General features: G+C 64.5%; 21 protein-coding genes. 13 read left to right on the top strand and 8 right to left on the bottom strand.

Features of this window, described 5'->3' with window-relative positions; translation table 11 throughout:
- Positions 1–8: 8 nt before the first annotated feature.
- Genes J2X19_RS17430 through J2X19_RS17415 form a run of 4 tightly spaced genes read right to left on the bottom strand, consistent with a single transcriptional unit; the run spans position 9 to position 2,659 of the window.
- Positions 9–494, bottom strand: a complete 486-nt coding sequence (locus J2X19_RS17430; RefSeq protein ID WP_116607647.1) for a C40 family peptidase — start codon at positions 492–494, stop codon at positions 9–11.
- 44 nt (positions 495–538) lie between these two features.
- Positions 539–784 (bottom strand): hypothetical protein, encoded by a 246-nt coding sequence (locus J2X19_RS17425; protein ID WP_310375087.1) that lies wholly within the window; start codon positions 782–784, stop codon positions 539–541.
- A gap of 22 nt (positions 785–806) precedes the next feature.
- The gene (locus J2X19_RS17420) at positions 807–1,859 is read right to left on the bottom strand and encodes a Gfo/Idh/MocA family protein (protein ID WP_310375085.1); all 1,053 of its coding nucleotides are present in this window, start codon (positions 1,857–1,859) and stop codon (positions 807–809) included.
- A complete protein-coding gene (locus J2X19_RS17415; protein WP_310375083.1) occupies positions 1,856–2,659 on the bottom strand; it encodes a ThuA domain-containing protein in 804 nt (267 codons plus the stop codon). The genes J2X19_RS17420 and J2X19_RS17415 overlap by 4 nt, the downstream gene beginning before the upstream one ends.
- 122 nt (positions 2,660–2,781) lie before the next feature.
- On the opposite strand from J2X19_RS17415, the gene J2X19_RS17410 reads away from it, so the two are divergent.
- The 12 genes from J2X19_RS17410 to J2X19_RS17355 all read left to right on the top strand — a co-directional run bounded on the left by J2X19_RS17410 (position 2,782) and on the right by J2X19_RS17355 (position 14,066).
- Positions 2,782–3,750 (top strand): AraC family transcriptional regulator, encoded by a 969-nt coding sequence (locus tag J2X19_RS17410; RefSeq protein ID WP_310375081.1) that lies wholly within the window; start codon positions 2,782–2,784, stop codon positions 3,748–3,750.
- Positions 3,725–4,303 carry an NADPH-dependent FMN reductase gene (locus J2X19_RS17405; RefSeq protein WP_116607651.1) on the top strand — a complete coding sequence of 193 codons (579 nt, stop codon included), beginning with the start codon at positions 3,725–3,727 and terminating at the stop codon, positions 4,301–4,303. Before J2X19_RS17410 ends, J2X19_RS17405 begins: the two co-directional genes overlap by 26 nt.
- Before the next feature lie 57 nt (positions 4,304–4,360).
- The gene (locus J2X19_RS17400) at positions 4,361–4,642 is read left to right on the top strand and encodes a YkgJ family cysteine cluster protein (protein ID WP_310375078.1); all 282 of its coding nucleotides are present in this window, start codon (positions 4,361–4,363) and stop codon (positions 4,640–4,642) included.
- Between the two features lie 59 nt (positions 4,643–4,701).
- Entirely contained in the window at positions 4,702–5,805 is a 1,104-nt protein-coding gene (locus J2X19_RS17395; RefSeq protein WP_310375075.1) for an alkene reductase, read from the top strand.
- A gap of 405 nt (positions 5,806–6,210) precedes the next feature.
- Positions 6,211–6,861, top strand: a complete 651-nt coding sequence (locus tag J2X19_RS17390) for a DsbA family oxidoreductase (protein ID WP_310375073.1) — start codon at positions 6,211–6,213, stop codon at positions 6,859–6,861.
- 142 nt (positions 6,862–7,003) lie between these two features.
- Complete coding sequence (locus J2X19_RS17385) at positions 7,004–8,068, top strand: ABC transporter ATP-binding protein (protein WP_310375071.1); 1,065 nt, start codon at positions 7,004–7,006, stop codon at positions 8,066–8,068.
- Between the two features lie 38 nt (positions 8,069–8,106).
- On the top strand, positions 8,107–9,390 hold the full coding sequence (locus J2X19_RS17380) for an ABC transporter substrate-binding protein (protein ID WP_116607655.1): 1,284 nt from the start codon (positions 8,107–8,109) through the stop codon (positions 9,388–9,390).
- 257 nt (positions 9,391–9,647) lie between these two features.
- Complete coding sequence (locus J2X19_RS17375; RefSeq protein WP_116607656.1) at positions 9,648–10,559, top strand: ABC transporter permease; 912 nt, start codon at positions 9,648–9,650, stop codon at positions 10,557–10,559.
- Between the two features lie 2 nt (positions 10,560–10,561).
- On the top strand, positions 10,562–11,440 hold the full coding sequence (locus J2X19_RS17370) for an ABC transporter permease (RefSeq protein ID WP_310375070.1): 879 nt from the start codon (positions 10,562–10,564) through the stop codon (positions 11,438–11,440).
- Positions 11,437–12,153 carry a GntR family transcriptional regulator gene (locus tag J2X19_RS17365; protein ID WP_405048688.1) on the top strand — a complete coding sequence of 239 codons (717 nt, stop codon included), beginning with the start codon at positions 11,437–11,439 and terminating at the stop codon, positions 12,151–12,153. The genes J2X19_RS17370 and J2X19_RS17365 overlap by 4 nt, the downstream gene beginning before the upstream one ends.
- Positions 12,154–12,155: 2 nt before the next feature.
- Positions 12,156–12,887 (top strand): aspartate/glutamate racemase family protein, encoded by a 732-nt coding sequence (locus tag J2X19_RS17360; protein WP_310375068.1) that lies wholly within the window; start codon positions 12,156–12,158, stop codon positions 12,885–12,887.
- Positions 12,888–12,956: 69 nt separating this feature from the next.
- Positions 12,957–14,066 carry an AI-2E family transporter gene (locus J2X19_RS17355; protein WP_310375067.1) on the top strand — a complete coding sequence of 370 codons (1,110 nt, stop codon included), beginning with the start codon at positions 12,957–12,959 and terminating at the stop codon, positions 14,064–14,066.
- Positions 14,067–14,121: 55 nt separating this feature from the next.
- Here J2X19_RS17355 and J2X19_RS17350 read toward each other — a convergent pair whose 3' ends face one another.
- Complete coding sequence (locus tag J2X19_RS17350) at positions 14,122–15,090, bottom strand: recombination-associated protein RdgC (protein WP_310375066.1); 969 nt, start codon at positions 15,088–15,090, stop codon at positions 14,122–14,124.
- 183 nt (positions 15,091–15,273) lie between these two features.
- Between J2X19_RS17350 and J2X19_RS17345 the strand changes: the two genes are divergently transcribed.
- Complete coding sequence (locus J2X19_RS17345) at positions 15,274–15,780, top strand: Spy/CpxP family protein refolding chaperone (protein WP_310375065.1); 507 nt, start codon at positions 15,274–15,276, stop codon at positions 15,778–15,780.
- Positions 15,781–15,796: 16 nt separating this feature from the next.
- On the opposite strand, the gene J2X19_RS17340 is transcribed toward J2X19_RS17345, so the two are convergent.
- The 3 genes from J2X19_RS17340 to J2X19_RS17330 form a co-directional block, all read right to left on the bottom strand.
- Positions 15,797–16,168, bottom strand: coding sequence for a glutaredoxin (locus tag J2X19_RS17340; RefSeq protein WP_310375064.1), 372 nt, complete (start codon positions 16,166–16,168; stop codon positions 15,797–15,799).
- A 417-nt stretch (positions 16,169–16,585) separates the two neighbouring features.
- Positions 16,586–19,228 (bottom strand): sensor domain-containing protein, encoded by a 2,643-nt coding sequence (locus J2X19_RS17335; protein WP_310375063.1) that lies wholly within the window; start codon positions 19,226–19,228, stop codon positions 16,586–16,588.
- A gap of 91 nt (positions 19,229–19,319) precedes the next feature.
- A complete protein-coding gene (locus J2X19_RS17330) occupies positions 19,320–22,292 on the bottom strand; it encodes a sensor domain-containing protein (RefSeq protein ID WP_310375062.1) in 2,973 nt (990 codons plus the stop codon).
- Positions 22,293–22,353: the final 61 nt, after the last annotated feature.

The raw sequence follows: 22,353 nt of genomic DNA, 5'->3' as shown, positions 1-22,353 counted from the left end.
GCCGCACCTCAGGGCCGGCGAAACGCCATTTTCTGCGTCGCCCAGTAGCCGGAATCCAGCGGATTCAAGCGCACCTCACCGCCACTGGACGGCGCATGCACAAACCGGCCCTCGCCCACGTAAATACCCGCATGGGTGCCGCGGCCGAACACCACCAGGTCGCCGGAACGCAGCTCTTCGCGCGGCACGGCCTGGCCGGCACTTTGCAGCTGGGCCACGGTGCGCGGCAGCTTCAGGCCAGCGCGGTTTTGGTACACGTAGCCGATCAGGCCGCTGCAGTCAAAACCCGCATCCGGTGTGTTGCCGCCATAGCGGTACGGCGTGCCGACCAGGCTCAGCGCGTAGATGGTGATGTCGGTCGCCTGCTCGGGCGACAGGCGTGACGGTACCGTGCTGGCCGCAGATGGTTCGGGCGCTCTGGGCGCAGTGGAACAACCGCCCAGCAGCAAAGCCGCGGCGGCCGAGAAGACACAGAAACTTTTTTGGATATGCATACCGGCCCGACTGTAATGGCCGGTAGGAGCCCCCGCCCTGCGGATCAGTTCCACTTCCAGACCACCCAGGCCGTCAGGGCTGCGCCCACCAGCCACAGCAACCAGGTTTGCGCCACGGCGTAGGGGTAGAGCATCAAGCCCAGGCCCGCAAAACTCAGGTCGCGCCTGGAGGCCTTACGCCCCTGCCGGAACGCCGCAAAACCCACCAGGCCAAAAATGATGGCGCCCAGGATGTAAGCCGGGCTGGGCAGGGTCAGGCCCATGGATTGCAGGGCGTTCAGATCGTTCATGCGGCATGGTAAACCGCTGGTGTTAAGCCTGGATCTGCACCGGTGCACCGTTGCGCGCACTGGCGTACAACGCGTCCAGAATCTGCATCACCACCAGGCCCTGCTCGCCATCCGCCGGGTGTGGCTGGCCGGTCAAAATCGCCTCGGCGTAGTCGAACATGGCCGATGGGGCCAGCTTGGTCGGCGGGCACAGGTGCATATCGACGGGCGCGCCGTTCACCTCGGTGAACACATGGGCGTCGAAGGTATAGCCGCCATCCAGGTTCTTCTGCAGCAAACCGGCCTTGGTACCGAGCAGCCGGGTCTCCATCAGCTCCTCCTCCTGGATATTCGCGGCCCAGGAGGCCTCTAGCACCAGCGTGGCGCCGTTTTCGAAGCGGATGAAGCCGGCAGCCAGGTCTTCCACGTCAAAGGTCTTGCCGGCCTTCTCCGCCAAGGGGCTGGCGATGGCGTTGTAGCTGCTGCCCATCACCCAGGTCGGTTTGGGGTAGCCCATCAGCCACAGTGCCAGGTCCAGGCGGTGCACGCCCAGGTCGATCAGCGGCCCGCCGCCGGCCAGCGCTTTGGTGCCAAACCAGCCGCCAAAGCCCGGCATGCCGCGGCGCCGGTGCCAGACGCTGCGGCCGAAATAGATGTCGCCGAACAGGCCCGCATCCACCTGGGCCTTCAGGCCCCGCGAGGCCGCGCTGAAGCGGTACGAGAAGTTGATCATCAGCCGCTTGCCCGCGTCCTTGGCGGCTTCCAGCATTTCGCGGCCTTCGTCTGCGTCCATGGCCATGGGCTTTTCGCACAGCACATGGCAGCCGGCAGCCAGGGCGGCCAGGGTCAGCTGCTTGTGGAACTTGTTCGGCGTGCAGACGCTGACCACGTCCAGCGGCTCCACGGCCAGCATGGCCTCGGCGCTGGCGTAGCGGCCGGCCACCGCAAACTCATCCCCCACCAGGGCCAGGCGCGCCGCATCGGGGTCGGCCAGGGCCACCACTTCCACCTGCGGATGCTCTTGCCAGCCCTGGATGTGGGCCCGGCCCATGCCCAGGCCGATCACGCCAACGCGCAGTTTTTTTACTTCGCTCATACCAAGTCCGCCTGGGTTTGGGTAATGCCGACATTGGTGAAACCGGGTTTGAAGCTGATCGGCTCCAAAGGCTGGGCATTCGGGCACACATCAACGATGTTCACCCGCGGCGCCGCCCATTGCACGGCATTGGCAATCACGCGCTGCACATTGCTATCGTGGTAGGTCGGGTAGGCCTCGTGGCCGGGGCGGAAGTAGAAGATCCGGCCGTGGCCGCGCTCCCAGCAGCAGCCGGATCGGAACACCTCGCCGCCCTCGAACCAGGAGATGAACACCGTGCTGTCGGGCTGCGGAATGTCGAAGCGCTCGCCGTACATCTCTTCGTTCGGCAGTTCGAAATATTCGCCCAGGCCGGCGGCAATCGGGTGCGAGGGCTCGACCACCCACAACCGCTCTTTCTCGTGTGCTTCACGCCATTTGAGCGAACAGTTGGTGCCCATCATGCGGCGGAAAATCTTGGAGAAATGGCCTGAGTGCAAGACGATCAGGCCCATGCCTTCGAGCACGCGCTTCTGTACCCGGTCGACGACGGCATCGTCTACCAGGTTGTGCACCTTGTGGCCCCACCAGACCAGCACATCGCAATTCGCCAGGCGCTCTTCGCTCAGGCCGTGCTCCAGCTCGTCCAGCGTGGCGGTGCCCACATCCAGCGGCAAGGCGCCGGGGTTCAGCCCCGGCGTGGCTTGCAAGGCCTGGGCGATGGTGGTGTGCAAGCCCTCGGGGTAGATGGCCGCGACCATGGCGTTTTCGCGTTCATGGCGGTATTCGTTCCAGACGATGACAGAAATCCGGGTTTTCACTGAGAGTCTCCTTGGGGGGCGGATATAGGCTTGCTAGCCCTAATGGATCGAAACTTTAAGCCGCAGTCCGCAGCCCACCAAGCGCAATATCTGCCAAAAATCCGCAATCAATAGCAAAAAACATGGATGTCCGATTACAAGCCAGCTCCTGCCTGCAAACCACCCCCTCGGCCCCTGCCGGCGGCCCGAATGCCCAGGCCATGCGCGGGCATCTGGCGGACTTTTTGCAGCGCGCCATGGCCGGCAGCCTGGTCGTGCACCTGCCCAGCGGGGCGCCGGTAGCGCGCGGCGAAGGCCACTTCCACGTCGGCCCCGAGCTGTTTCTGCAAACCAGCGGCTGGACCGACTTCCGATTTCCCCACGGCACGCAAACCCTGGGTCCGGGCGAGGCCTTGCTGATGCCGCCCCAGCTGCTGCACTCCGAAAAAGTGCGCGCCGCGCCGGGGCAGGACTTTGCCAACCTGGTGGTCTATGCCGAAGCCCATGCGCTGACCTGCCACCTGGCCTATGAAAAAAGCGCCGGCCGGCCCGGCATACAGCACCTGGAGATGCGCCAGCACCCGCAGGCCCGGCATATCCACGACTGGCTGGCCGATGCGGCCCGGCTCGGCCAGGGCGATGCGCCGGCCTGGGCCAGCACCCAGAGTACCCAGGTGCGCGCCCTGCTGGCCGCCGCCACTGCCGGCGTGCTGCAAGCCCTGGCCGCTACCGACCCGCAGGCCGCGCCCGAATCCGGCTGGGTCAGCAAGCTGCGGGTGCTGGTGCAGAACCAGCTGGGCGACCAGGACTTGAGCGTGCGCGGCCTGGCCAGCCAATGCGGCTGCACCGCCGACTACCTGTCGCACCTGTTCCGCCAACAAACCCAGGAGGCCCTGGTGGCCTACATCAACCGCATGCGCATGGCCCGCGCCGCCCGGCTGCTGACCGAGAGCGCGCTGGCGGTGAAAGAAGTCGCCTGGGCCTGCGGCTTTGCCAATGCCAGCTATTTCATCCACACCTTCCGCGCCCAGCATGGGCAAACACCCAAGGCCTACCGCGAAGCCCGGGCTGTGGTGAAATCGGCCCATGAAAACCCTCATCTTCGCGGGTAGCACCCGCCAACAGTCGTACAACCGCCAGCTCGCCCACGCCGCGGCACAGCTGGCGACCGCCGCCGGGGCCCGGGTCAGCCATATCGAACTGGCCGACTTCGACATCCCGCTGTACAACGCCGACCTCGAAGCCAAGGGCACGCCGCCCGATGTAATGCGCCTGAAACAGCTGATGTTCGAGCACCCGGCCTGGATCATCTGCGCGCCCGAATACAACGGCAGCTACACCGCGCTGCTGAAGAACACCATCGACTGGGCCTCCAGTCCGGTGAAATCCGACCCGGTGTGGAAGGACGGCTTCCGCTCCTTCAGCGGCAAGGTGGTCGGTCTGCTCAGCGCCTCGCCCGGCGGCCTGGGCGGCCTGCGCTCGCTCAGCCATCTGACGCCCTTGATGATGAACATGCAGTGCTGGGTGGCCCCCAAGCAATTCGCCCTGGCCCGGGCCTTCGAAGCCTTTGCCGAAGACGGCAGCCTGAAGCAGGACGCACACCGCGCCGGCGTGCAGGCCGTGGTCGACCAGGTGCTCTGGGCGGCCCAGAAGTTACACGCCTAATCGGCCGCTGGCGCTTATTTCAGCAGCGCCAGCAGCTCTCAAATCCATAGCATAACCATGGAATGCCGTTCCGGCTGCGGTGCCTGCTGTATTGCACCCAGCATCAGCTCACCCATCCCCGGCATGCCGGTGGTCAATGGCATCAGCAAACCTGCGGGTGTGCGCTGCGTACAGCTGGATGCGGCCAACCTGTGCCGCATTTTTGGCCAGCCCGAGCGCCCGGCGGTCTGCGGCCAGCTGCAGCCGGCGCTGGACATGTGCGGCAGCCATAACGACCACGCGATGCGCTATTTAACCCAGCTGGAAATCGCCACCCAACCTAGCACAGCGCCGGCTTAGGCGCATCCGACAAGGCTTTTTATTTGGGTTTACCCTGCATTTTTTGACAGGAAACCCGCATGACTTCTTTGTTTGACCCGGTACAAGCCGGCAGCCTGCAACTGGCGAACCGCATCGTGATGGCCCCGCTGACGCGCAACCGCTCGCCCAATGCCATCCCCACCCCCCTGGTCGCCGAGTACTACGCGCAGCGCGCCAGCGCCGGCCTGCTGATCACCGAAGCCACCGCCATCAGCCCGCAAGGCCAGGGCTATGCCGACGTGCCCGGCCTGTACGGTACCGAGCAGCTCGACGGCTGGAAGCGCGTCACCAGCGCGGTACACGCCGCCGGCGGCAAGATCGTGGTGCAAATGTGGCACGTGGGCCGCATCTCGCATGTAGACCTGCAGCCCGGCGGCCAGGCACCGGTGGCACCATCCGCCATCACCGCCAAGAGCAAAACCTATCTGGTCAAGGACGGCAAAGGCCAGTTTGCCGAAACCTCGCAGCCACGCGCGCTGCTGGCCGAGGAGCTGCCCGGCATCGTCGAAAGCTACCGCCATGCGGCACGCAACGCCATCGAGGCGGGCTTTGACGGCGTGGAAGTGCATGCGGCCAACGGCTATCTGCTCGACCAGTTCCTCAAGCGCGGTGCCAACCAGCGCACCGACGACTTTGGCGGCAGCATCGAAAACCGTGCGCGTCTGCTGCTGGAAGTGATGCGCGCCGTATCCGGCGAGATCGGCGGCGGCCGCACCGCCCTGCGCATCTCGCCGGTCACCCCGGCCAACGACATCCACGACCCCGATCCGCAGCCGCTGTTCGAGTACGTGGTGCGTGCGCTGGGGCCGCTGGGCCTGGCTTATGTACATGTGGTGGAAGGCGCGACCGGCGGCCCGCGGGTACTGGAAGACCGTCCGTTTGACTATCCAGCCCTGAAAGCCGCCTACCGCGATGCCGGCGGCCAGGCGGCCTGGATGGTCAACAACGGCTTCACCAAGGCCCTGGCCGAGCAGGCCGTGCGCCATGGAGACGATCTAGTGGCCTTTGGCAAGCCTTTCATCAGCAACCCGGACCTGGTGCGCCGCCTGCGCGAGAACGCGCCGCTGAACCCGGCTGATCAGGCTACCTTCTATGGTGGCGGTGCCGAGGGCTATACCGACTATCCAGCCCTGGCGGCGTAAGCCAGGCTGGCAAAACCCTGGACGCACTTTACGCAAGATTTTCAATACAACAGACAAATCGGGGTTTTGTGCAGTGATAGCCTGCGTTGAAAGCTATGAAAAATGTAGCAATACACCCTGCAAGCCAGGTTTTACACCCCCTCCCCTGGTTTGCGGACTTGTTGTATTGGCTATTCTTCTAATGTAGTTATTAATACATAGTAGTAGTAGTAAGCATTGCGCCGGTCTGTGGGTAAGCCTGTTTTATCCTTTGCAATCAAAGGCTTGCCTAGTGTTGTGGCCTGTGTGTGACCTCGGTTTTCTGGTGTCACGCAAATATGAACAACTTTGCGGCGCGCGCATCTCCTGTGGATAACTATCCGGTTGTTCCTAAACTATCCACAGCTTTTTAAACAGAGGACAGATATGGCTACGGCTCTCAAGATTGATTTTGTTTCGGACGTTTCCTGCCCCTGGTGCGCGGTCGGCCTGAAGTCGCTGGAACAAGCCCTGGCGCGGGTCGCCGACGACAGTATCCGCGCCGAGCTGCACTTCCAGCCCTTTGAGCTGAACCCGCAGATGGCCGCCGAAGGCGAAGACACCACCGAGCACCTGGCGCGCAAATACGGCTCCACCCCCGAGCAGGCTGCGCGTAACCGCGAAACCATCCGCCAGCGTGGCGCGGAGCTCGGCTTTACCTTCAATATGGACAAGCGCAACCGCATCTACAACACCTTCGATGCACACCGCCTGCTGCACTGGGCGGAAATCGAAGGCCAGCAGCATGCGCTGAAGCAGGCCTTGTTCGACGCCTATTTCACCCAGGGCCAGGACCCAAGCTCCCACACCTTGCTGGTGCAGGTCGCCCAACAAGTGGGCCTGGACCCGGCACGCGCGCAGGCGATCCTGGAATCCGGCGAGTTTGCCGACGAGGTGCGCGAGCGCGAGCAGTTCTATACCAGCCACGGCATCCATTCGGTGCCGGCCGTCATCATCAACGACCGGCATCTGATCTCCGGCGGCCAGCCGCCCGAGGTGTTCGAGCAGGCTTTGCGCCAGATCGCCGCCGCCGAATAGGCGGAATCAGCCCGGCGCACCAAGCCAGCGCTAGCAAATGCGCTGGCTTTTTGCTTTGTGCACATTGCCGGTGCATTTTTGTACGCAATCTGCGGTTTGCATTGGATGCAGAGCTGGCACGGCCTATGCATAGGCCATGGCCATGCAAGCCTCCATCCCCACCTCTTCGCCCTCGGCCATCGAAATCGTCGCGCTGACCAAGCGCTACGGGTCGGGTAAGCCGGCAGTCGACAGCATCAATCTGCGCATTGCCAGCGGCAGCTACTGCTGCCTGCTGGGGCCGTCGGGCTGCGGCAAGAGCACCACCTTGCGCATGGTGGCCGGCCACGAATCGGTGAGCAGCGGCGACATCCTGCTAGAGAACCGCAACATCACAGACCTGCCCGCGGCCGAGCGCGGCACAGCCATGATGTTCCAGAGCTTTGCATTGTTCCCCCACCTGTCGGCACTCGACAACGTGGCTTTCAGCCTGAAGATGAAGGGCATGGACAAGGCCGAGCGCCATGCCAAGGCCAAGGACTTGCTGGAGCGCGTGGCCATGGGCCATCTGGCCGACCGCACGCCGGGCGAACTGTCGGGCGGCCAGCAGCAACGCGTGGCCCTGGCCCGGGCGCTGATCACCCAGCCCAAGGTGTTGCTGCTGGACGAACCCTTGTCGGCGCTGGACCCGTTCCTGCGCATCCAGATGCGTGCCGAGCTGCGCCGCTGGCAGAAGGAGCTGGGCCTGACCTTCATCCACGTGACCCATTCGCAGGAAGAGGCCATGGCCCTGGCCGACACCATGGTGGTGATGAACCACGGCCTGATCGAACAGGTCGGTTCACCGCACGAGATCTACAACCGGCCCGCCAGCGAATTCGTGGCCCGCTTCATGGGCGGCCACAACGTGCTGGATACCGCGGCCGGCAAGATCGGCGTGCGCACTGACCACATGCAGATCATCCCGGCCGAGGCCGCCCTGCCCGATGGCCCGCACAACATGCGCGCGGTGGTCAGCGATGTCGAATACCAGGGCACTTACGTGCTGCTGGGCCTGCAAAAACCCGGTGTGGCGCAAACCGCTAGCAGCACCGCCGAATTTTCCGTCATGGTGTCCGAGGCGCAGTTTGCGGCCCGGCCCTACCAAGTGTCTGAGGCCGTGCAGCTGGCCTGGGCCGCCGAAGCGGCGCACCCGCTCGGTCTAGTTTCCGTTCCCGTCGCTGCTTAAAAAATTTCCCCTACCGCAACCCCCTAGGAGTTTTCACCATGTCTGACGCAGTTCCTGAATCCACCAACGCCTTGCAGGCGACGATGCAGCGCCGCTCGCTGCTCAAAGGCACGGCCGGCATCCTGGCCACCGGCATTTTCCCGGCAGTGCACTCGGCCGAGCCCATCGTGTTGCGCTACCTGGGCACCGCGGTGAACCAGGACAAGGCGATTGCCGAAAAATTCAAGGCCGATACCGGCATCACCATCCAGTACGTGGCTGTGACCACCGACGACGTGACCAAGCGCGCCGTCACCGCGCCGAACAGCTTTGACCTGATCGACACCGAATACTTTTCGCTGAAGAAGATCGTGCCCACCGGCAACCTCAAGGGCATCGACGTCAAGCGCATCAAGAACGCCGACAAGATCACCACCTTGTTCACCACCGGCATGGTCAACGGCAAGGCCGTGGGCGACCAAGGCACGGCGCCCAAGAAAGTGATCTTCCTGGAAGGCGAAAAGTCGAAGAAATTCTCGGCCACGCCGACCCAGTTCATGAGCCTGATCCCCACCGTGTACAACGCCGACACGCTGGGCATCCGCCCCGATCTGATCAAGCGCCCGATCAGCTCCTGGGCCGAGCTGCTGAACCCCGAATTCAAGGGCAAGGCCGCAATCCTGAACATCCCCTCCATCGGCATCATGGACGCCGCCATGGTGGTCGAAGCCATGGGCATCTACAAGTACCCGGACAAGGGCAATATGACCAAGAAGGAAATTGATCTGACCATCAAGACCCTGATTGAAGCCAAGAAGCAAGGCCAGTTCCGCGCGCTGTGGAAGGACTTCAACGAGTCGGTCAACCTGATGGCCTCCGGCGAAGTGGTGATCCAGTCGATGTGGTCGCCCGCCGTGACTGCCGTGCGCACCAAGGGCATTGCCTGCAACTTCCAGCCCCTGAAGGAAGGCTACCGCGCCTGGGCTGCCGGTTTCGGCCTGCCCGCCACCCTGAAGGGCAAGACCCTGGACGGTGCCTACGAATTCATCAACTGGTTCCTCGACGGCTGGGCCGGCGCCTACCTGAACCGCCAGGGCTACTACAGCGCCGTGCTGGAAACCGCCAAGGCCAAGATGGAACCCTACGAATGGGCGTACTGGATGGAAGGCAAGTCCGCCACCCAGGACATCAAGAGCCCGAACGGTGACCTGCTGGCCAAGGTCGGCCAGATCCGCGACGGCGGCAGCTACGAGTCCCGCATGGGTGGCATCGCCTGCTGGAATGCTCTCATGGACGAGAACAACTACATGGTCCAGAAATGGAATGAGTTCGTCGCAGCATAAATAGGCTCACCCCCAGGATTGCCCACTGCGTGTGGCAGCGCCAACCCCCTTGCAGGGGGCGATACCAGCGGCCCGGCAAAGCCGGTTCCGCGGTATCCCACGAGGGGGCGTTGCTGCGCTCGCCTTGCTTGGGGGCATTCCTTTCACTTCCGTTGTGTGGTGAAAGGAATGCCGGAAATTTAAATGAAATTGGGCTCTGGCGCTTGTTTTGTCTGCGCTGGCAGCTACGATTTTGATAGTAACGTGGACACATACCCATGAGCACACCTAGCGCCCCACTTCCATCGGCTACGCCCGCGCCGGGCCGCAGCCTGTCTGCCTGGTGGCAGGCTACGCCGCTGACGGCGGTGTTTGCGGTGTTCTTTCTGGTGCCGCTGGCGCTGATCATCATGGTCAGCTTCTGGGACTTCAACGAATACGAGCTGCTGCCCGGCTTCACCTTCAAGAACTACATCGCCATCTTCGACGGCTGCGGCAACACCGCCGAGATGTGCACCACACTGAAGACCTATTTGTCGACCTTCAAGTTCTGCCTGGTGGTCTGGCTGATCACCCTGGTGCTGGGTTTTGCGGTGTCGTACTTTCTGGCCTTCCATATCCGCTCCTCGGGCATGCAGACCCTGCTGTTCGTGCTGTGCACCATCCCGTTCTGGACTTCGAACGTGATCCGCATGATCTCCTGGGTGCCGCTGCTGGGCCGCAACGGGCTGGTGAACCAGGGCCTGGTAAGCGCTGGGCTGGTGGACCAGCCGATAGAGTGGCTGCTGTTCTCCGACTTCTCGGTGACCCTGGCCTTTGTGCACCTCTACACCATGTTCATGATCGTGCCCATCTTCAACTCGATGATGCGCATAGACCGCAGCCTGCTGGAAGCCGCCAATGACAGCGGCGCCACCGGCTGGCAAACCCTGTGGAACGTGGTCGTGCCGCTGTGCCGCACCGGCATCATCATCGGCTCGATCTTCGTCATCACCATCGTCATGGGCGACTTCGTTACCGTGGGCGTAATGGGCGGCCAGCAGATCGCGTCCATCGGCAAGATCATCCAGGTGCAGACCTCGTACCTGCAGTTCCCGCTGGCTGCCGCCAATGCGGTGATCCTGCTGGCCATCGTCTTGATGATCATCTGGGCCTTGACCCGCCTGGTCGACATCCGCAAGGAGCTCTAAAAATGTCCGAAAAACGCGCTCCTGGCTTCCTGCCCCTGGCCATCGTCTTCGCCCTGTTCGTGCTGTTCATGTACGGGCCGATGCTGGTGATCTTCATCCTGAGTTTCCAGGGCCCCGAAGGCGGCCTGACCTTTCCGCTGCGCGGCCTGTCGCTGCACTGGTTTTACAAGCTGGCCGAAGGCCTGGGCGTGGTCGACATCGGTGCGGCGCTGCGCCGCTCGCTGGGCCTGGGCCTGGCGGTGATGGCCTGCACCGTGGTGTTCTCGGTGTTGGCCGGCCTGGCTTTCCGCAAGAAGCTGGCCGGCGGCAATGCGCTGTTCTTCATCGTCATTGCCAGCCTGATCATGCCGTCCATCATCGTCTCGCTGGGCATAGGCCTGGAGTTCCGCCTGCTCGACGGCGGCATCAAATGGGCGCTGGAATTCTTGGGTATGCAGGACACCTTGGACGGCTATGGCACCGCACTGGGCCTGTTCACCTCGGCCCTGGGCGCGCACCTGACCTGGACCCTGCCCTTCGGCCTGCTGATCATGTTTGCCATCTTCAACCGCTTCAACCCGGCCTATGAAGAAGCCGCGCGCGACCTGGGCGCCACGCCCTGGCAGAGCTTCCGGCACGTGGTGCTGCCGCTGATCGCGCCCTCGGTGGTCGGCATCGGCATGTTCGGCTTCACGCTCAGCTGGGACGAGATCGCCCGCACCTCGCAGGCGATCGGTGACGTCAACACCTTGCCGCTGGAGCTGCAAGGCCTGACCACCACCGTCACCACGCCGTCGATCTACGCCGTCGGTACCGTCACCACCGTGGTGTCCTTTCTCGTGATGGGCATTACCTTGCTGCTCGTAAAATTCTTGGGGCACAAACAAAAAGGCCGTTCATAGTGTCCACCGCCCCCGTTCCCGCGCTCAGCGATACCGAGATTTACGAGCGCATCGTCTCCGCCATCCTGGACCACCGGCTGCAGCCTGGCACCAAGCTGGTCGAAGACAAACTGGGCGCGGCCTTCGGCGTATCGCGCACCCGCATCCGGCCGGTACTGGTGCGGCTGGCCAACGAGCAAATCGTCACCATGACGCCGAACCGCGGTGCCTGCGTGGCCCAGCCCACCGAGCAGGAAGCCCGCGAAGTCTTTGAAGCCCGCCGCCTGGTCGAGCCGCCGCTGCTGGAGCGCTTCATGGCCGTGGCCACGGCGGAAGATATCGCCGCCCTGGCCCGCTTCATCACCGAAGAAGAAGGCGCACGCGCCAGCGGCGATACCCGGCATGCGATCCGCATGTCGGGCGACTTCCACCTGGCGATTGCCGAGCGCGCGGGCCAGCAGACCCTGGGCCGCATCCTGCGCGAGCTGGTATCGCGCACCTCGCTGATCCTGATGACCTGGGGCCCGGTGGCCTTGTCGGCCTCCAGCGCCCGGGCCGGCGCCTGTGGCTGCCTGGAACACCGCGCGGTGCTGGATGCGATCCGCCTGCGCGATGGAGAAGCCGCCAGCCGGCTGATGCGCGAGCACCTGAGCCACCTGGAAGCCCAGCTGCAGTTCGAACCCGCAGCCGCCACGAATCCCGACCTGGTCGAACTGTTCGGCCAGGTCGCGTAGGCATGCGCCACCTGCTGGTCATCAACCCGAATACCAGCGACAGCGTGACCGCGCTGTTGCGCACCCACATGCTGCAGGCCAGCGCGCCCGATGTGGCGGTGCACACCACCACCGCGCGCTTCGGTGCGCGCTATATCTCCAGCGAAACCAGCTATGCCGTCGCCGCCCATGCCACGCTGGACGCCTGGGCTGCCTGGCAGGCCGACGGCGGCCCCACACCCGATGCGGTGCTGATAGCCTGCTTTGGCGACCCCGGCCTGCTGGCGCTGCGCGAATGCAGCCCGGCGCCCGTGACCGGCCTGGCTGAAGCTGCGTTTTTCGAAGCCGCCCAGCATGGCCGGTTTGCCGTGGTCACCGGCGGCGCGGCCTGGAAGCCCATGCTGCAGCGCTTGGCCCACAGCCTGGGTTATGCCGACAGCCTGGTGCACATCCACACCGTGGAAGCCACCGGCGCCGAGCTGGCGGCTGACCCGGTGGCGGCCCTGGCCCTGCTGGCTGCCGCCTGCCGCAGCGTGGCCGAGCAGCACGACGTGCAAGCCGTCATCCTGGGTGGTGCCGGCCTGGCCGGCATGGCGGCCCAGCTGCAAAACCAGGTGCGCGTGCCGGTGATCGACAGCGTGCTGGCCGGCATCCGCCAGGCCCAGGCTGCTCCGGCAGCAGGCGCTGGCCCAGCCACGCTGGACGGTGCCTGGACCGGCCTGTCACCCGAGCTGATGGCGCTGGCAAGCCGCTGAAGCGCCCCGGGGCGCGCTTGCCGATACCATGGGCGTATCGCACACCTCTGCGCTTACGGCGCCGCTTCCATGACCCCATCCTCCCCCCCGCGGCCCTGGTCGCAACTTGAAAACAAAACCTTCTTCCTCCTACTGGCGGGCGTAACCCTGGCGTTTGGCTGGATTCTGTGGCCGTTCTATGGCGCGGTCTTCTGGGGCGTGGTGATGGCCATCTTGTTTGCGCCGCTGTTCCGCTGGCTGCTGCGGCCGCTGAAGCAGCGCCGCACCCTGGCCGCGCTGTGCACGTTGCTGGTGATCCTGGTCATCGTGATCTTGCCGATGTCCTTGATCGCCGCCATGCTGGTCAAGGAGGGCAACGGCCTGTACCTGCGCATGCAGTCGGGCGAGCTGAATTTCGGCGCCTACTTCGGCAAGATCGTGGCGGCCCTGCCCCATTGGGTGTCCAACCTGCTGGACCGCTTCGGCCTGGGCAATCTGGGCGATCTGCAGGAAAAGCTCAGCAGCGTGCTGGCCGAGGCCAGCCAGACCCTGGCCACCCAGGCATTCAGCATCGGGCAGAACACACTGGACTTCGTGGTCAGCTTTTTCATCATGCTGTACCTGATGTTCTTCTTGCTGCGCGACGGCGCCAGCCTGCTGCGCCGCATGCGCGACGCGATTCCGCTGGACAGCGAGACCAAGCGCCAGCTGTTCGGCAAGTTCACCACCGTGGTCCGCGCCACCGTCAAGGGTAATGTGCTGGTGGCCGTGGTGCAGGGCCTGCTGGGCGGCCTGGCATTTTGGTTCCTGGGCATCCATGCGGCCGTGCTGTGGGCGGTGCTGATGGCCTTTCTGTCGCTGCTGCCGGCCGTGGGCGCGGTGCTGATCTGGCTGCCGGTGGCGATCTACTTTCTGGTCACCGGCGCAGTGTGGCAGGGTGTGTCCCTGATCGCCTACGGCGTGCTGGTGATCGGCCTGGTCGACAACGTGCTGCGCCCGGTGCTGGTCGGCAAGGACATCAAGATGCCCGACTACCTGGTGCTGATTTCCACGCTGGGCGGCATGGCGATTTTTGGCCTGAATGGCTTTGTCATCGGCCCGGTGATCGCCGCCATGTTCATGGCCGTGTGGGATATTTTTGCCGGCAAGCTGGCGGTCACGGCAGCCGCCCAAGCGGCCCTGCCGCCGCGGCAGCCTTAGTATTATTTTTATAGCGCTCTGCGCAGGTACTGCCTGCGCTAGAGCCCTATTTGGCTTAAAACGGCGATTCGGCCAGGTTCACTGCCTGCAGCGGCTGCGCAGGCGCGGCATCGGGCGTAGTGCCAGCCTCGCTAAGCGCCATTTCGCCGCCCAGGGCCAGCAGCAGGTCGGGGATCATTTGGCGCATTTCGCCGGTGGAGATGGCGGCATCGGCGTCGAAGCCGTCTTCCTTCTCCTGCGAAGTGCCGTCGAACACGCCGTCCAGGAAGGTGACCTTCTTGATCTGCAGGCCTTCGGTCAGCATGAAGGACACGCGGCCGTCCCAGGTCATGGCCAGCTTGGTCGGCAGCTTGCCGTCGGCCACGTGCTGGCGCACCTCGTCGATGTCCAGCGCATGGCGCGCGTACTTGACCACCGATTTGGATTCGTCGGCGGCCTTGAGTTCGCATTCGCGGTCGATGCTGAAGCCAGCCGGTGGCTCCTGGGTGGTCAGCCAGTTGGCCATGGCGGTGGCCGGCGAAATCGCGGTGTTGATCTGCAGCACGCCAAAGCCGTCGATGGCCTTGACCAGGGCGGTAATCACCTCGTCGGCCCGGCCCTGGCTGCCGGCGTCAATCACCAGCACCTGGGCGGTGGGGTCTATCCACACCAGCACCGCGCCGCGCTTGGTGAAGGCCATGGGCAGCAGCGACAGCTTTACGTCTTCGCTGATTTCCTTGCGCTCTTTCTTGCCGGGTTTGCGGCCGGTGGTGGCCTCGATCTGCGCCAGGCGTTCTTCGGCCTTGCGTTTGATGACCGAGCTGGGCACGGCCTTGCTTTCGAACATCAGTTTCAGGATCAGCTGGCCGCCGATAGATTCCAGCAGCGGGCCGTTGGCCACGTTGCGCGGCTCGGTCCAGCCCATGGACATTTCCTGGCTGGCGCCGCATTCGGCAAAGCGCTCTTTGTCCAGCGCGGCTTCGATTTTGACCAGGTCGGCGGTCCAGCCTGGAGCGATGCGGTAGACCATCACATTTTTGAACACAGGGATCCTTTTTCGCGTTATCTCAAGATGGGCTTATTGTCGCCGCTGGGGTGGCCGGCTAACTTTACAAATGCATATCGCCGGGTTATGGCGGGGATACACGCGGCCTCCACACTTGCTTTCAACCTGCAGCCAATCTCGGTGACAGGCGAGTTACTCTCGATTTATAGCAAGGAGATTCATATGGCATCCGTACGTACATCCATCCAAGGTTTGGTCGTTGCCGGCCTGCTGGCGGGCCTGGGCCAGGCGGCCATGGCCCAAAGCCCGGCGGCTCCCCCGCCGCCCCCCGCCGAGCGCATGGCCAAGCACGACCCGGCCAAGATGCAGGCGCATATGCTCAAGCGCCAGGCCGAGCTGAAAGCCAAGCTCAAGATCACCGCCGCCCAGGAGGCCGCCTGGACCACCTTCACCGCCAGCATGCAGCCGCCCGCCCACGGCCCGCGGCCCGACCGCGCCGAGTTCGACAAGCTCAGCACGCCGGAACGCATCGACAAGATGCGCGCTCTGCGCGCCGAACGCGATGCCGAAATGGACAAACGCGGCGATGCCACCAAGGCTTTCTACGCCGTGCTGAGCCCCGAGCAGCAAAAGGTGTTTGACGCGAATGCCATGCCCCATCGCGGTGCCGACGGCCACCGTGGTGCTGACGGCCGTGGTGGACCGGAAGACCGGTCGCACAAGGGCTGATACCCGTCTGTGAAACCTAGGCGCTGGCCAGCATCTTGGCCAGCGCGCCGCTCTGGACCAGGCGTTCCAGATCGGTAAAACCACCCACCAGCGTGCCCTGCACGAACACCATGGGAAAAGTGGGCCAGCCGGTCCACATCTTCAGCGCTCCGCGCGGCCGCCACTGGCTCAGATAACTGCCGTATTCCAGGTAGTGGTGGGCGATACCCGCCGCCTCCAGCGCCTTACAGGCCTTTTTAGGCCACGGGTTGATGCCCATCCCCACCACCACCACCGCATGGGCTGCCACCGCAGCCTGCACCTCTTGCACGATGGCCTGCTGGTGGGTGGCGACTTTTTCGCGGATCGCCGGGTGGATACGGGCTTCTTCCAGAAGGGAACGGGGCATGGGGCAGTCCTTGCAACAAACTTCCAGCATAGCCCAGACAGTGGACAGGCTTTCAAGCTAACAAGCCTGTGGATAGTTCTGGCATAAGCCATGGCTTATCCACAGGATGGCTGCTTGGGCCAAAGTTGTTCATATTTGGCGTACACCACGGAAGCACGGCCGCACACAGTGCTTGACCTTGGCTAAGTGCGCGCCAGGGTTCAGGAAAACCGGCTTATCCACAGAAGAGGACCAGGCTTACTACTACTACTATTTATTAATAGAAGTATTAGAAGAAGAGTTAATAAAACTTCCGTGCAGAAGCCAGCGCCGTGCTACAGACAGGCATTGCAAGGAGATTTGCTACAAAAAACGTAGCTGTTAGTGCAATCAGTGCCTGCGCCAGGCACTGATTTCTCTTAAATTTCGAGACGGAGATCAGCCGTTGGCGGCCGCGGGCAGTGACAGAAACTGCACCAGCTGTTCGGCGGGAATGGGCCGGCCGAACAGATAGCCCTGGTAGGCCGCGCAGCCGTGCTGGGCCAGGAAGGCCCGTTGCTCGTCGTTTTCCACACCTTCGGCGATCACGTTCAGGCCCAGGCTCTGGCCCAGGCCGATGATGGTGCGGGCGATGACGGCGTCGTTCGGGTCGGTCAGCACGTCGCGCACGAAGGACTGGTCGATCTTCAGCTGGTCCAGCGGCAGGCGCTTGAGGTAGGACAGGGATGAATAACCGGTGCCGAAGTCGTCCAGCGAGAAGCTGACGCCAAAGGCCTGCAGCGCCTCCATCTTGTGGATGATGAGCTCGATGTCGTCGGCTAGCAGGCTTTCGGTCAGCTCCAGCTTGAGCTGGCTGGGCTTGGCGCCGGTCAGCGCCAGGGTTTCCTGGATCTGCTGCACAAAGCCCGGGTGCTTGAATTGGCGCACGCTGACGTTGACGGCCATGGTCAGGTGCTGGGTGGCGCTGTGGTCTTGCCAGGTGGCCAGCAGCGAACAGGCTTGCAGCAGCACCTGGCGGCCGAGTTCCAGGATCAGGCCGGTTTCTTCGGCCAGCGGAATGAAGGCCGCGGGCGAGACCATGCCGCGCTGCGGGTGCTTCCAGCGTGCCAGGGCTTCGACGCCGGTCAGCGCGGTCTGGGCGTCGTGCTGGGTCTGGTAGACCAGGAACAGCTCGTCCTGCTCCAGCGCCAGCCGCAGATCGGCTTCCAGCGCAGCCTTGTCGGTCACCGCCGCCTGCAGCTGCGGATCGAAAAAGCCAACGGTATTGCGCCCCGCGGCCTTGGCCTGGTACATGGCGATGTCGGCCTGCTTGAGCAGCTCGCCCACGGTGTTGAGGCCGCTGCCAAAGGGTGCAATGCCAATGCTGGAGGTGCTCTGGTGCTCGTGGCCGTCCAGCTTGTAGGGGCTGCCCAGTGCGGCCAGGATTTTTTCGCCCACGCGCTTGGCCTGCTCGGCCACACTGTGCGGGTTGTCGCCCAGCTCTTCCAGCATCACCACGAATTCGTCGCCACCCAGCCGGGCCACCGTGTCCATGCTGCGCACGGCGTGGCTCAGGCGCTGGGCGACTTGCTGCAGCAGCATGTCGCCCTTGTCGTGGCCCAGGGTGTCGTTCAGGGTCTTGAAATGGTCGAGGTCGATGAACAGCAGCGCCCCGCCCTGGCCGCTGCGCGCGCTGGTGGCCAGCGCATGCTGCAGCCGGTCCAGCAGCAGCTGGCGGTTTGGCAGCTGGGTCAGCGGATCAAAAAAGGCCAGCTTCTGGATCTCGCGCTCGGCCGCCTTGCGCTGGGTGATGTCGGTGCTCAGGGCCAAGATGGAGTGCGGCTGCTGCTCGGCGTCGGTGATCAGTGTCCAGCGGACCTCGACCTCGACCTGGCGGTTGTCCTTGCGGTAGATGGACAGCTCGCCGCGCCATTCACCGGTCTCCAGCACCGACTGCAGCGCCTGGGCCACGGCGGCCGGATTGCGGTACACATGCTCGAGCATGGAGCGGCCAATCACCTCCTCGGCGGTCCAGCCGTAGAGCTGCTCGGCGCTTTTGTTCATGTACAGCACCCGCTGGTCCATGCCGCGCACCACGATCGCGTCCTGCGCCTTGTCCAGCAGCGTGGCCTGGTGGTGGATGCGGGCATCGGATGCGCGCTTGCTTTCCTGGGCGCGCAGGTGGTCGATGCCGAAGGCGATGTCGCCCGCCAGCTGCTGCAGCAAGGGTATTTCGTCCGAGCCTATGTCGACAGTGTCGTTGGCGTACAGGTAGAACAGGCCGAAGGCACGCTCGCTGTTGCGCAGCGGCAGGCTGGCCACGCCGCGCAAGTTGTCGACCCAGGGCTCCTTCAGCCAGCTCTGGAAGATGGCTTCGGCGCGGATGTCCGGCACGATCACCATTTCGCCTGAGCGCAGGGCCCGGCCGGCGGGGCCCTGGCCATAAGGCGAATCGGCCGACCAGGACATGGGCCAGAGGGTGAAATGCTCGGCAATCGCGCCCGCATGGGCGACGATCAAAATGGTTTTTTCGGCGTCGTCCTGCGCAAACCCGACCCAGGCCATGCGGTAGCCGCCGATGTCCACCGCGATCTGGCAGATTTCGTGCAGCAGGGTCAGCTCGGAGGTGGCGCGCACCAGGGCTTCGTTGCAGGCCGTGACCATGGAATGGGCGCGGCTTAGCCGTGCCAGGTCTTTCTCGGTACGCAGGTGCTGGGTCACGTCGTGGGCCTGCACCAGGCGCGCGCGCTGGCCGTTGAACAGCAGGCTGTCGGTGGAGATCTCCACATCGATCTCGCGGCCGTCCTTGGTGCGGTGGCGGCTGGGCTGGGCGTGCAGGGCTGCGTCGCTTGCAGTGATGTCGGCCTGCACCTGCCGCAGGTCCATGCCCAGGAATTCGGCTTGGGTATAGCCATAGCGGGAGACGGCGGCCTGGTTCACCGCCAGGATGCGGTGGCTGTGCCAGTCGGTGACCCAGATCGGCAGCGGGTTGCTGTCAAACAGCGTGCGGTACTGCTGCTCGGACACCCGCAGCGCCTGCAGCTGCGCGGCCTCGGAGGGCGGCGGCGTTGCAGGGCTAGCGCTGGGAGACGTCTCTGCCATATTCCGTTTCTACTTCCGTCTGGGCGATCTGAGGGTAGGAGCGAGCCTCCATGTTCTCACGGAAAAGCCGGCATTGCTGCCAGTCAGGCTCCTAGACGGTAGCCAAGGTGTCCATGAACGGCGCCAGCTGCTCGGCCGGCATGGGGCGGCCAAACAGGTAGCCCTGGTAGGCCTGGCAGCCGTGGCGGGCCAGGAAGTCGCGCTGTTGGGCGGTTTCCACGCCTTCGGCGATCACATTCAGGCCCAGGCTCTGGCCCAGGCCGATGATGGTGCGGGCGATGACTGCGTCGTTCGGGTCGGTCAGCACGTCGCGCACAAACGACTGGTCGATCTTTAGCTGGTCCAGCGGCAGGCGCTTGAGGTAGGACAGCGAGGAATAGCCGGTGCCGAAGTCGTCCAGCGAGAAGCCCACGCCATGGGTTTGCAGGGCTTCCATCTTGCGGATGATCTGCTCGATGTCGTCGGCCAGCAGGCTTTCGGTCAGCTCCAGCTTGAGCTGCAGCGGGCTGGCACCGGTCTGGGCCAGGGTGTCCACCACCTGCTGCACGAAGTCCGGGTGCTTGAACTGGCGCGAGCTGACGTTGACCGCCATGGTCAGGTGCTGGGTCTCCGCCGATGCCCTCCAGCTGGCCAGCAGGGTGCAGGCCTGCACCAGCACCTGGTGGCCCAGTTCCAGGATCAGGCCGGTTTCTTCGGCCAGCGGGATGAAGGCGGCGGGCGACACCAGGCCGCGCTGCGGATGGCGCCAACGCACCAAGGCCTCTACGCCGGTCATGCGGCCTTGCGCGTTGTGCTGGGTCTGGTAGTGCAGGAACAGCTCGCCCAGGGCCACAGCCAGGCGCAGATCGGCCTCCAGGGCGGCGCGCGCGGTGACCTCGGCCTGCAGCTGCGGATCGAAGAAGCCCAGGGTGTTGCGCCCCGCGCCCTTGGCCTGGTACATGGCGATGTCGGCCTGCTTGAGCAGTTCGCTCACCGTCTCGGGTTGCCGGCAGAACGGCGCGATGCCGATGCTGGAGGTGCTGAGGTGCTCCTTGCCGTCCAGCTGGTAGGGCGCGCTCAGCGCGGCCAGGATTTTCTCGCCGATGTTCTTGGCGCAGGTGCCGGCGGCCTGCGGGTTCGGGCCCAGGTCTTCCAGCATCACCACGAACTCGTCGCCGCCCAGCCGGGCCACGGTGTCGGCGCCGCGCACGCAGGCGCTGAGGCGTAGAGCCACCTGTTGCAGTAGCAGATCGCCCTTGTCGTGGCCCAGGGTGTCGTTCAAGGTCTTGAAGTTGTCCAGGTCGATGAACAACAACGCCCCGCCCTGGCCGCTGCGTGCGCTGCTGGCCAGCGCATGCTGCAACCGGTCCATCAGCAGCTGGCGGTTTGGCAGCTGGGTCAGGGGGTCATAGAAAGCCAGCTTTTGCACCTCGCGTTCGGCGGCCTTGCGTTGGGTGATGTCGGTGTTCACCGCCATGATGGAATACGGCTGGTTGTCGGCGTCGCGCACCAGGGTCCAGCGGGCTTCGACCACCATGCTGTTGCCGTCTTGGCGGTTCTGGGTGATCTCGCCATGCCATTCACCGTGCGCCAGCACGGCCTGGGTGGCGGCGGCGTAGGCCGCAGGGTTGTCGGTGTACACGTCGTCGACCATGGAGCGGCCCAGCACCTCAGCGGCGCTCCAGCCGTACAGGCGTTCGGCACTTTTGTTCCAGAACAGCACCCGGTGGTCGATGCTGCGCACCACGATGGCGTCCTGGGCCTTGTCCAGCAGCGAGGCCTGGTGGTGGATGTGGGCATCGGCCACGCGCTGGGCGGCCTGGGCCCGTAAATGGTCTATGCCAAAAGCGATGTCGTTGGCCAGCTGCTGCAGCAAGACAACTTCGTCGGAGCCGATCTCCAGAGTTTCGTTGGCCGCCAGGTAAAACAGGCCAAAGCAGCGGCTGGCATTGCGCAGCGGCAGACAGGCGACGCTGCGCTGGCCTTGGATCGGGTTCAGCGCCAGAAAGCGTTCGAACGCCGGGTCGGTGCGGATGTCGGGCACGATGACGGCCTCGCCAGAGCGCACCGCCCGCCCGGCCGGACCCTGGCCATAGGGCGAATCGGCCGACCAGGTGAGTGGCCAGGCCTTGGCAATCGCTGGCATGGCGCCCGCAGATGCGACTTGCAGTATCGACTGGTCGGCATCGTCCTGCGCAAAGCCGACCCAGGCCAAGCGGTAGCCGCCGATTTCTACCGTCATGCGGCAGATATCGTCCAGCAAAGCCGGTTCGCTGCTGGCGCGGATCAGCGCCTCGTTGCAGGCGCTCAGCATGCGCTGGGCCCGGCTGAGCCGGGCCAAGTCGCGCTCGGCGCGTAGCCGCTGGGTGACATCGTGGACCATCACCAGGCGCGCGGTCTGGCCGTTGAACTGGATGCTGCTGGTCGACATTTCCACATCGATGACGCTGCCGTCCTTGGTCAGATGGCGGCGCGGCAGGGCGCGCAGGTTGTCGTCTTGCGCGGCGGCCTCGGCCAGCGGATCGGGGCTGTCGGGCTGCACTGCGCAGCTGGTCAGCGCCAGAAATTCGTCCTGGGTGTAGCCGTAATGCGCGATGGCGGCGGCGTTGACCGCCAGGATGCGCCGGGTGTGCTGCTCGCGCACCCACATCGGCTGGGGGTTGTTTTCAAACAGCTGGCGGTACTGCTGCTCGGAAGCCTGCAACTGCAGCAGGCGCTGTACCTGCGCGGCCAGGCTGGCCAGTGCGTCGGTCTGGGCCGGGTCCAGCGCGCGGGGCTGCAGGTCCATTACCCACAGCACGGCAACGCAGCCCTGGTCGGCGTCACAAACAGGGACCGCCGCGCAGAAGCGGATGGTGCCGTTGCCCGGCGGTACCAGTATCTGGACCTGTGGCGAGGAGCCGAGTTGCGTGCCCAGCGCCTGCAGCGCGCCCAGGTGCAACGCGTCTGTGCCCAGTTGCGCGGCAAGGCGGTGCTGGCCGTCTTCCACCAGCGTCAAGGCCGCCAGCGGGCAGCAGCAAAGCTGCGCCGCCAGCTGGGTCAGCTGTTCAAAAGGGGGGACTGTGCGGGCGTCGTTGGTGGGCATGAAAGTGGCTGCAGCCGCCCATCGCAGAGGGGGCCGTTGCTAAGGGGTATCCAGTGGTGCA

Source organism: Rhodoferax ferrireducens, assembly GCF_031458075.1.
Classification (GTDB): Bacteria; Pseudomonadota; Gammaproteobacteria; order Burkholderiales; family Burkholderiaceae_C; genus Rhodoferax_B; species Rhodoferax_B ferrireducens_A.
Note: the sequence above shows the minus strand (reverse complement) of the source record. Positions and strands in the feature narration are given on the sequence as shown.

Excerpts from the sequence above, each read along its gene's own strand:
- J2X19_RS17430 (WP_116607647.1), bottom strand. The coding sequence starts at position 494 with ATGCATATCCAAAAAAGTTTCTGTGTCTTCTCGGCCGCCGCGGCTTTG.
- J2X19_RS17425 (WP_310375087.1), bottom strand. The coding sequence starts at position 784 with ATGAACGATCTGAACGCCCTGCAATCCATGGGCCTGACCCTGCCCAGC.
- J2X19_RS17420 (WP_310375085.1), bottom strand. The coding sequence starts at position 1,859 with ATGAGCGAAGTAAAAAAACTGCGCGTTGGCGTGATCGGCCTGGGCATG.
- J2X19_RS17410 (WP_310375081.1), top strand. The coding sequence starts at position 2,782 with ATGGATGTCCGATTACAAGCCAGCTCCTGCCTGCAAACCACCCCCTCG.
- J2X19_RS17405 (WP_116607651.1), top strand. The coding sequence starts at position 3,725 with ATGAAAACCCTCATCTTCGCGGGTAGCACCCGCCAACAGTCGTACAAC.
- J2X19_RS17400 (WP_310375078.1), top strand. The coding sequence starts at position 4,361 with ATGGAATGCCGTTCCGGCTGCGGTGCCTGCTGTATTGCACCCAGCATC.
- J2X19_RS17395 (WP_310375075.1), top strand. The coding sequence starts at position 4,702 with ATGACTTCTTTGTTTGACCCGGTACAAGCCGGCAGCCTGCAACTGGCG.
- J2X19_RS17390 (WP_310375073.1), top strand. The coding sequence starts at position 6,211 with ATGGCTACGGCTCTCAAGATTGATTTTGTTTCGGACGTTTCCTGCCCC.
- J2X19_RS17385 (WP_310375071.1), top strand. The coding sequence starts at position 7,004 with ATGCAAGCCTCCATCCCCACCTCTTCGCCCTCGGCCATCGAAATCGTC.
- J2X19_RS17380 (WP_116607655.1), top strand. The coding sequence starts at position 8,107 with ATGTCTGACGCAGTTCCTGAATCCACCAACGCCTTGCAGGCGACGATG.
- J2X19_RS17375 (WP_116607656.1), top strand. The coding sequence starts at position 9,648 with ATGAGCACACCTAGCGCCCCACTTCCATCGGCTACGCCCGCGCCGGGC.
- J2X19_RS17370 (WP_310375070.1), top strand. The coding sequence starts at position 10,562 with ATGTCCGAAAAACGCGCTCCTGGCTTCCTGCCCCTGGCCATCGTCTTC.
- J2X19_RS17360 (WP_310375068.1), top strand. The coding sequence starts at position 12,156 with ATGCGCCACCTGCTGGTCATCAACCCGAATACCAGCGACAGCGTGACC.
- J2X19_RS17355 (WP_310375067.1), top strand. The coding sequence starts at position 12,957 with ATGACCCCATCCTCCCCCCCGCGGCCCTGGTCGCAACTTGAAAACAAA.
- J2X19_RS17345 (WP_310375065.1), top strand. The coding sequence starts at position 15,274 with ATGGCATCCGTACGTACATCCATCCAAGGTTTGGTCGTTGCCGGCCTG.
- J2X19_RS17340 (WP_310375064.1), bottom strand. The coding sequence starts at position 16,168 with ATGCCCCGTTCCCTTCTGGAAGAAGCCCGTATCCACCCGGCGATCCGC.
- J2X19_RS17335 (WP_310375063.1), bottom strand. The coding sequence starts at position 19,228 with ATGGCAGAGACGTCTCCCAGCGCTAGCCCTGCAACGCCGCCGCCCTCC.
- J2X19_RS17330 (WP_310375062.1), bottom strand. The coding sequence starts at position 22,292 with ATGCCCACCAACGACGCCCGCACAGTCCCCCCTTTTGAACAGCTGACC.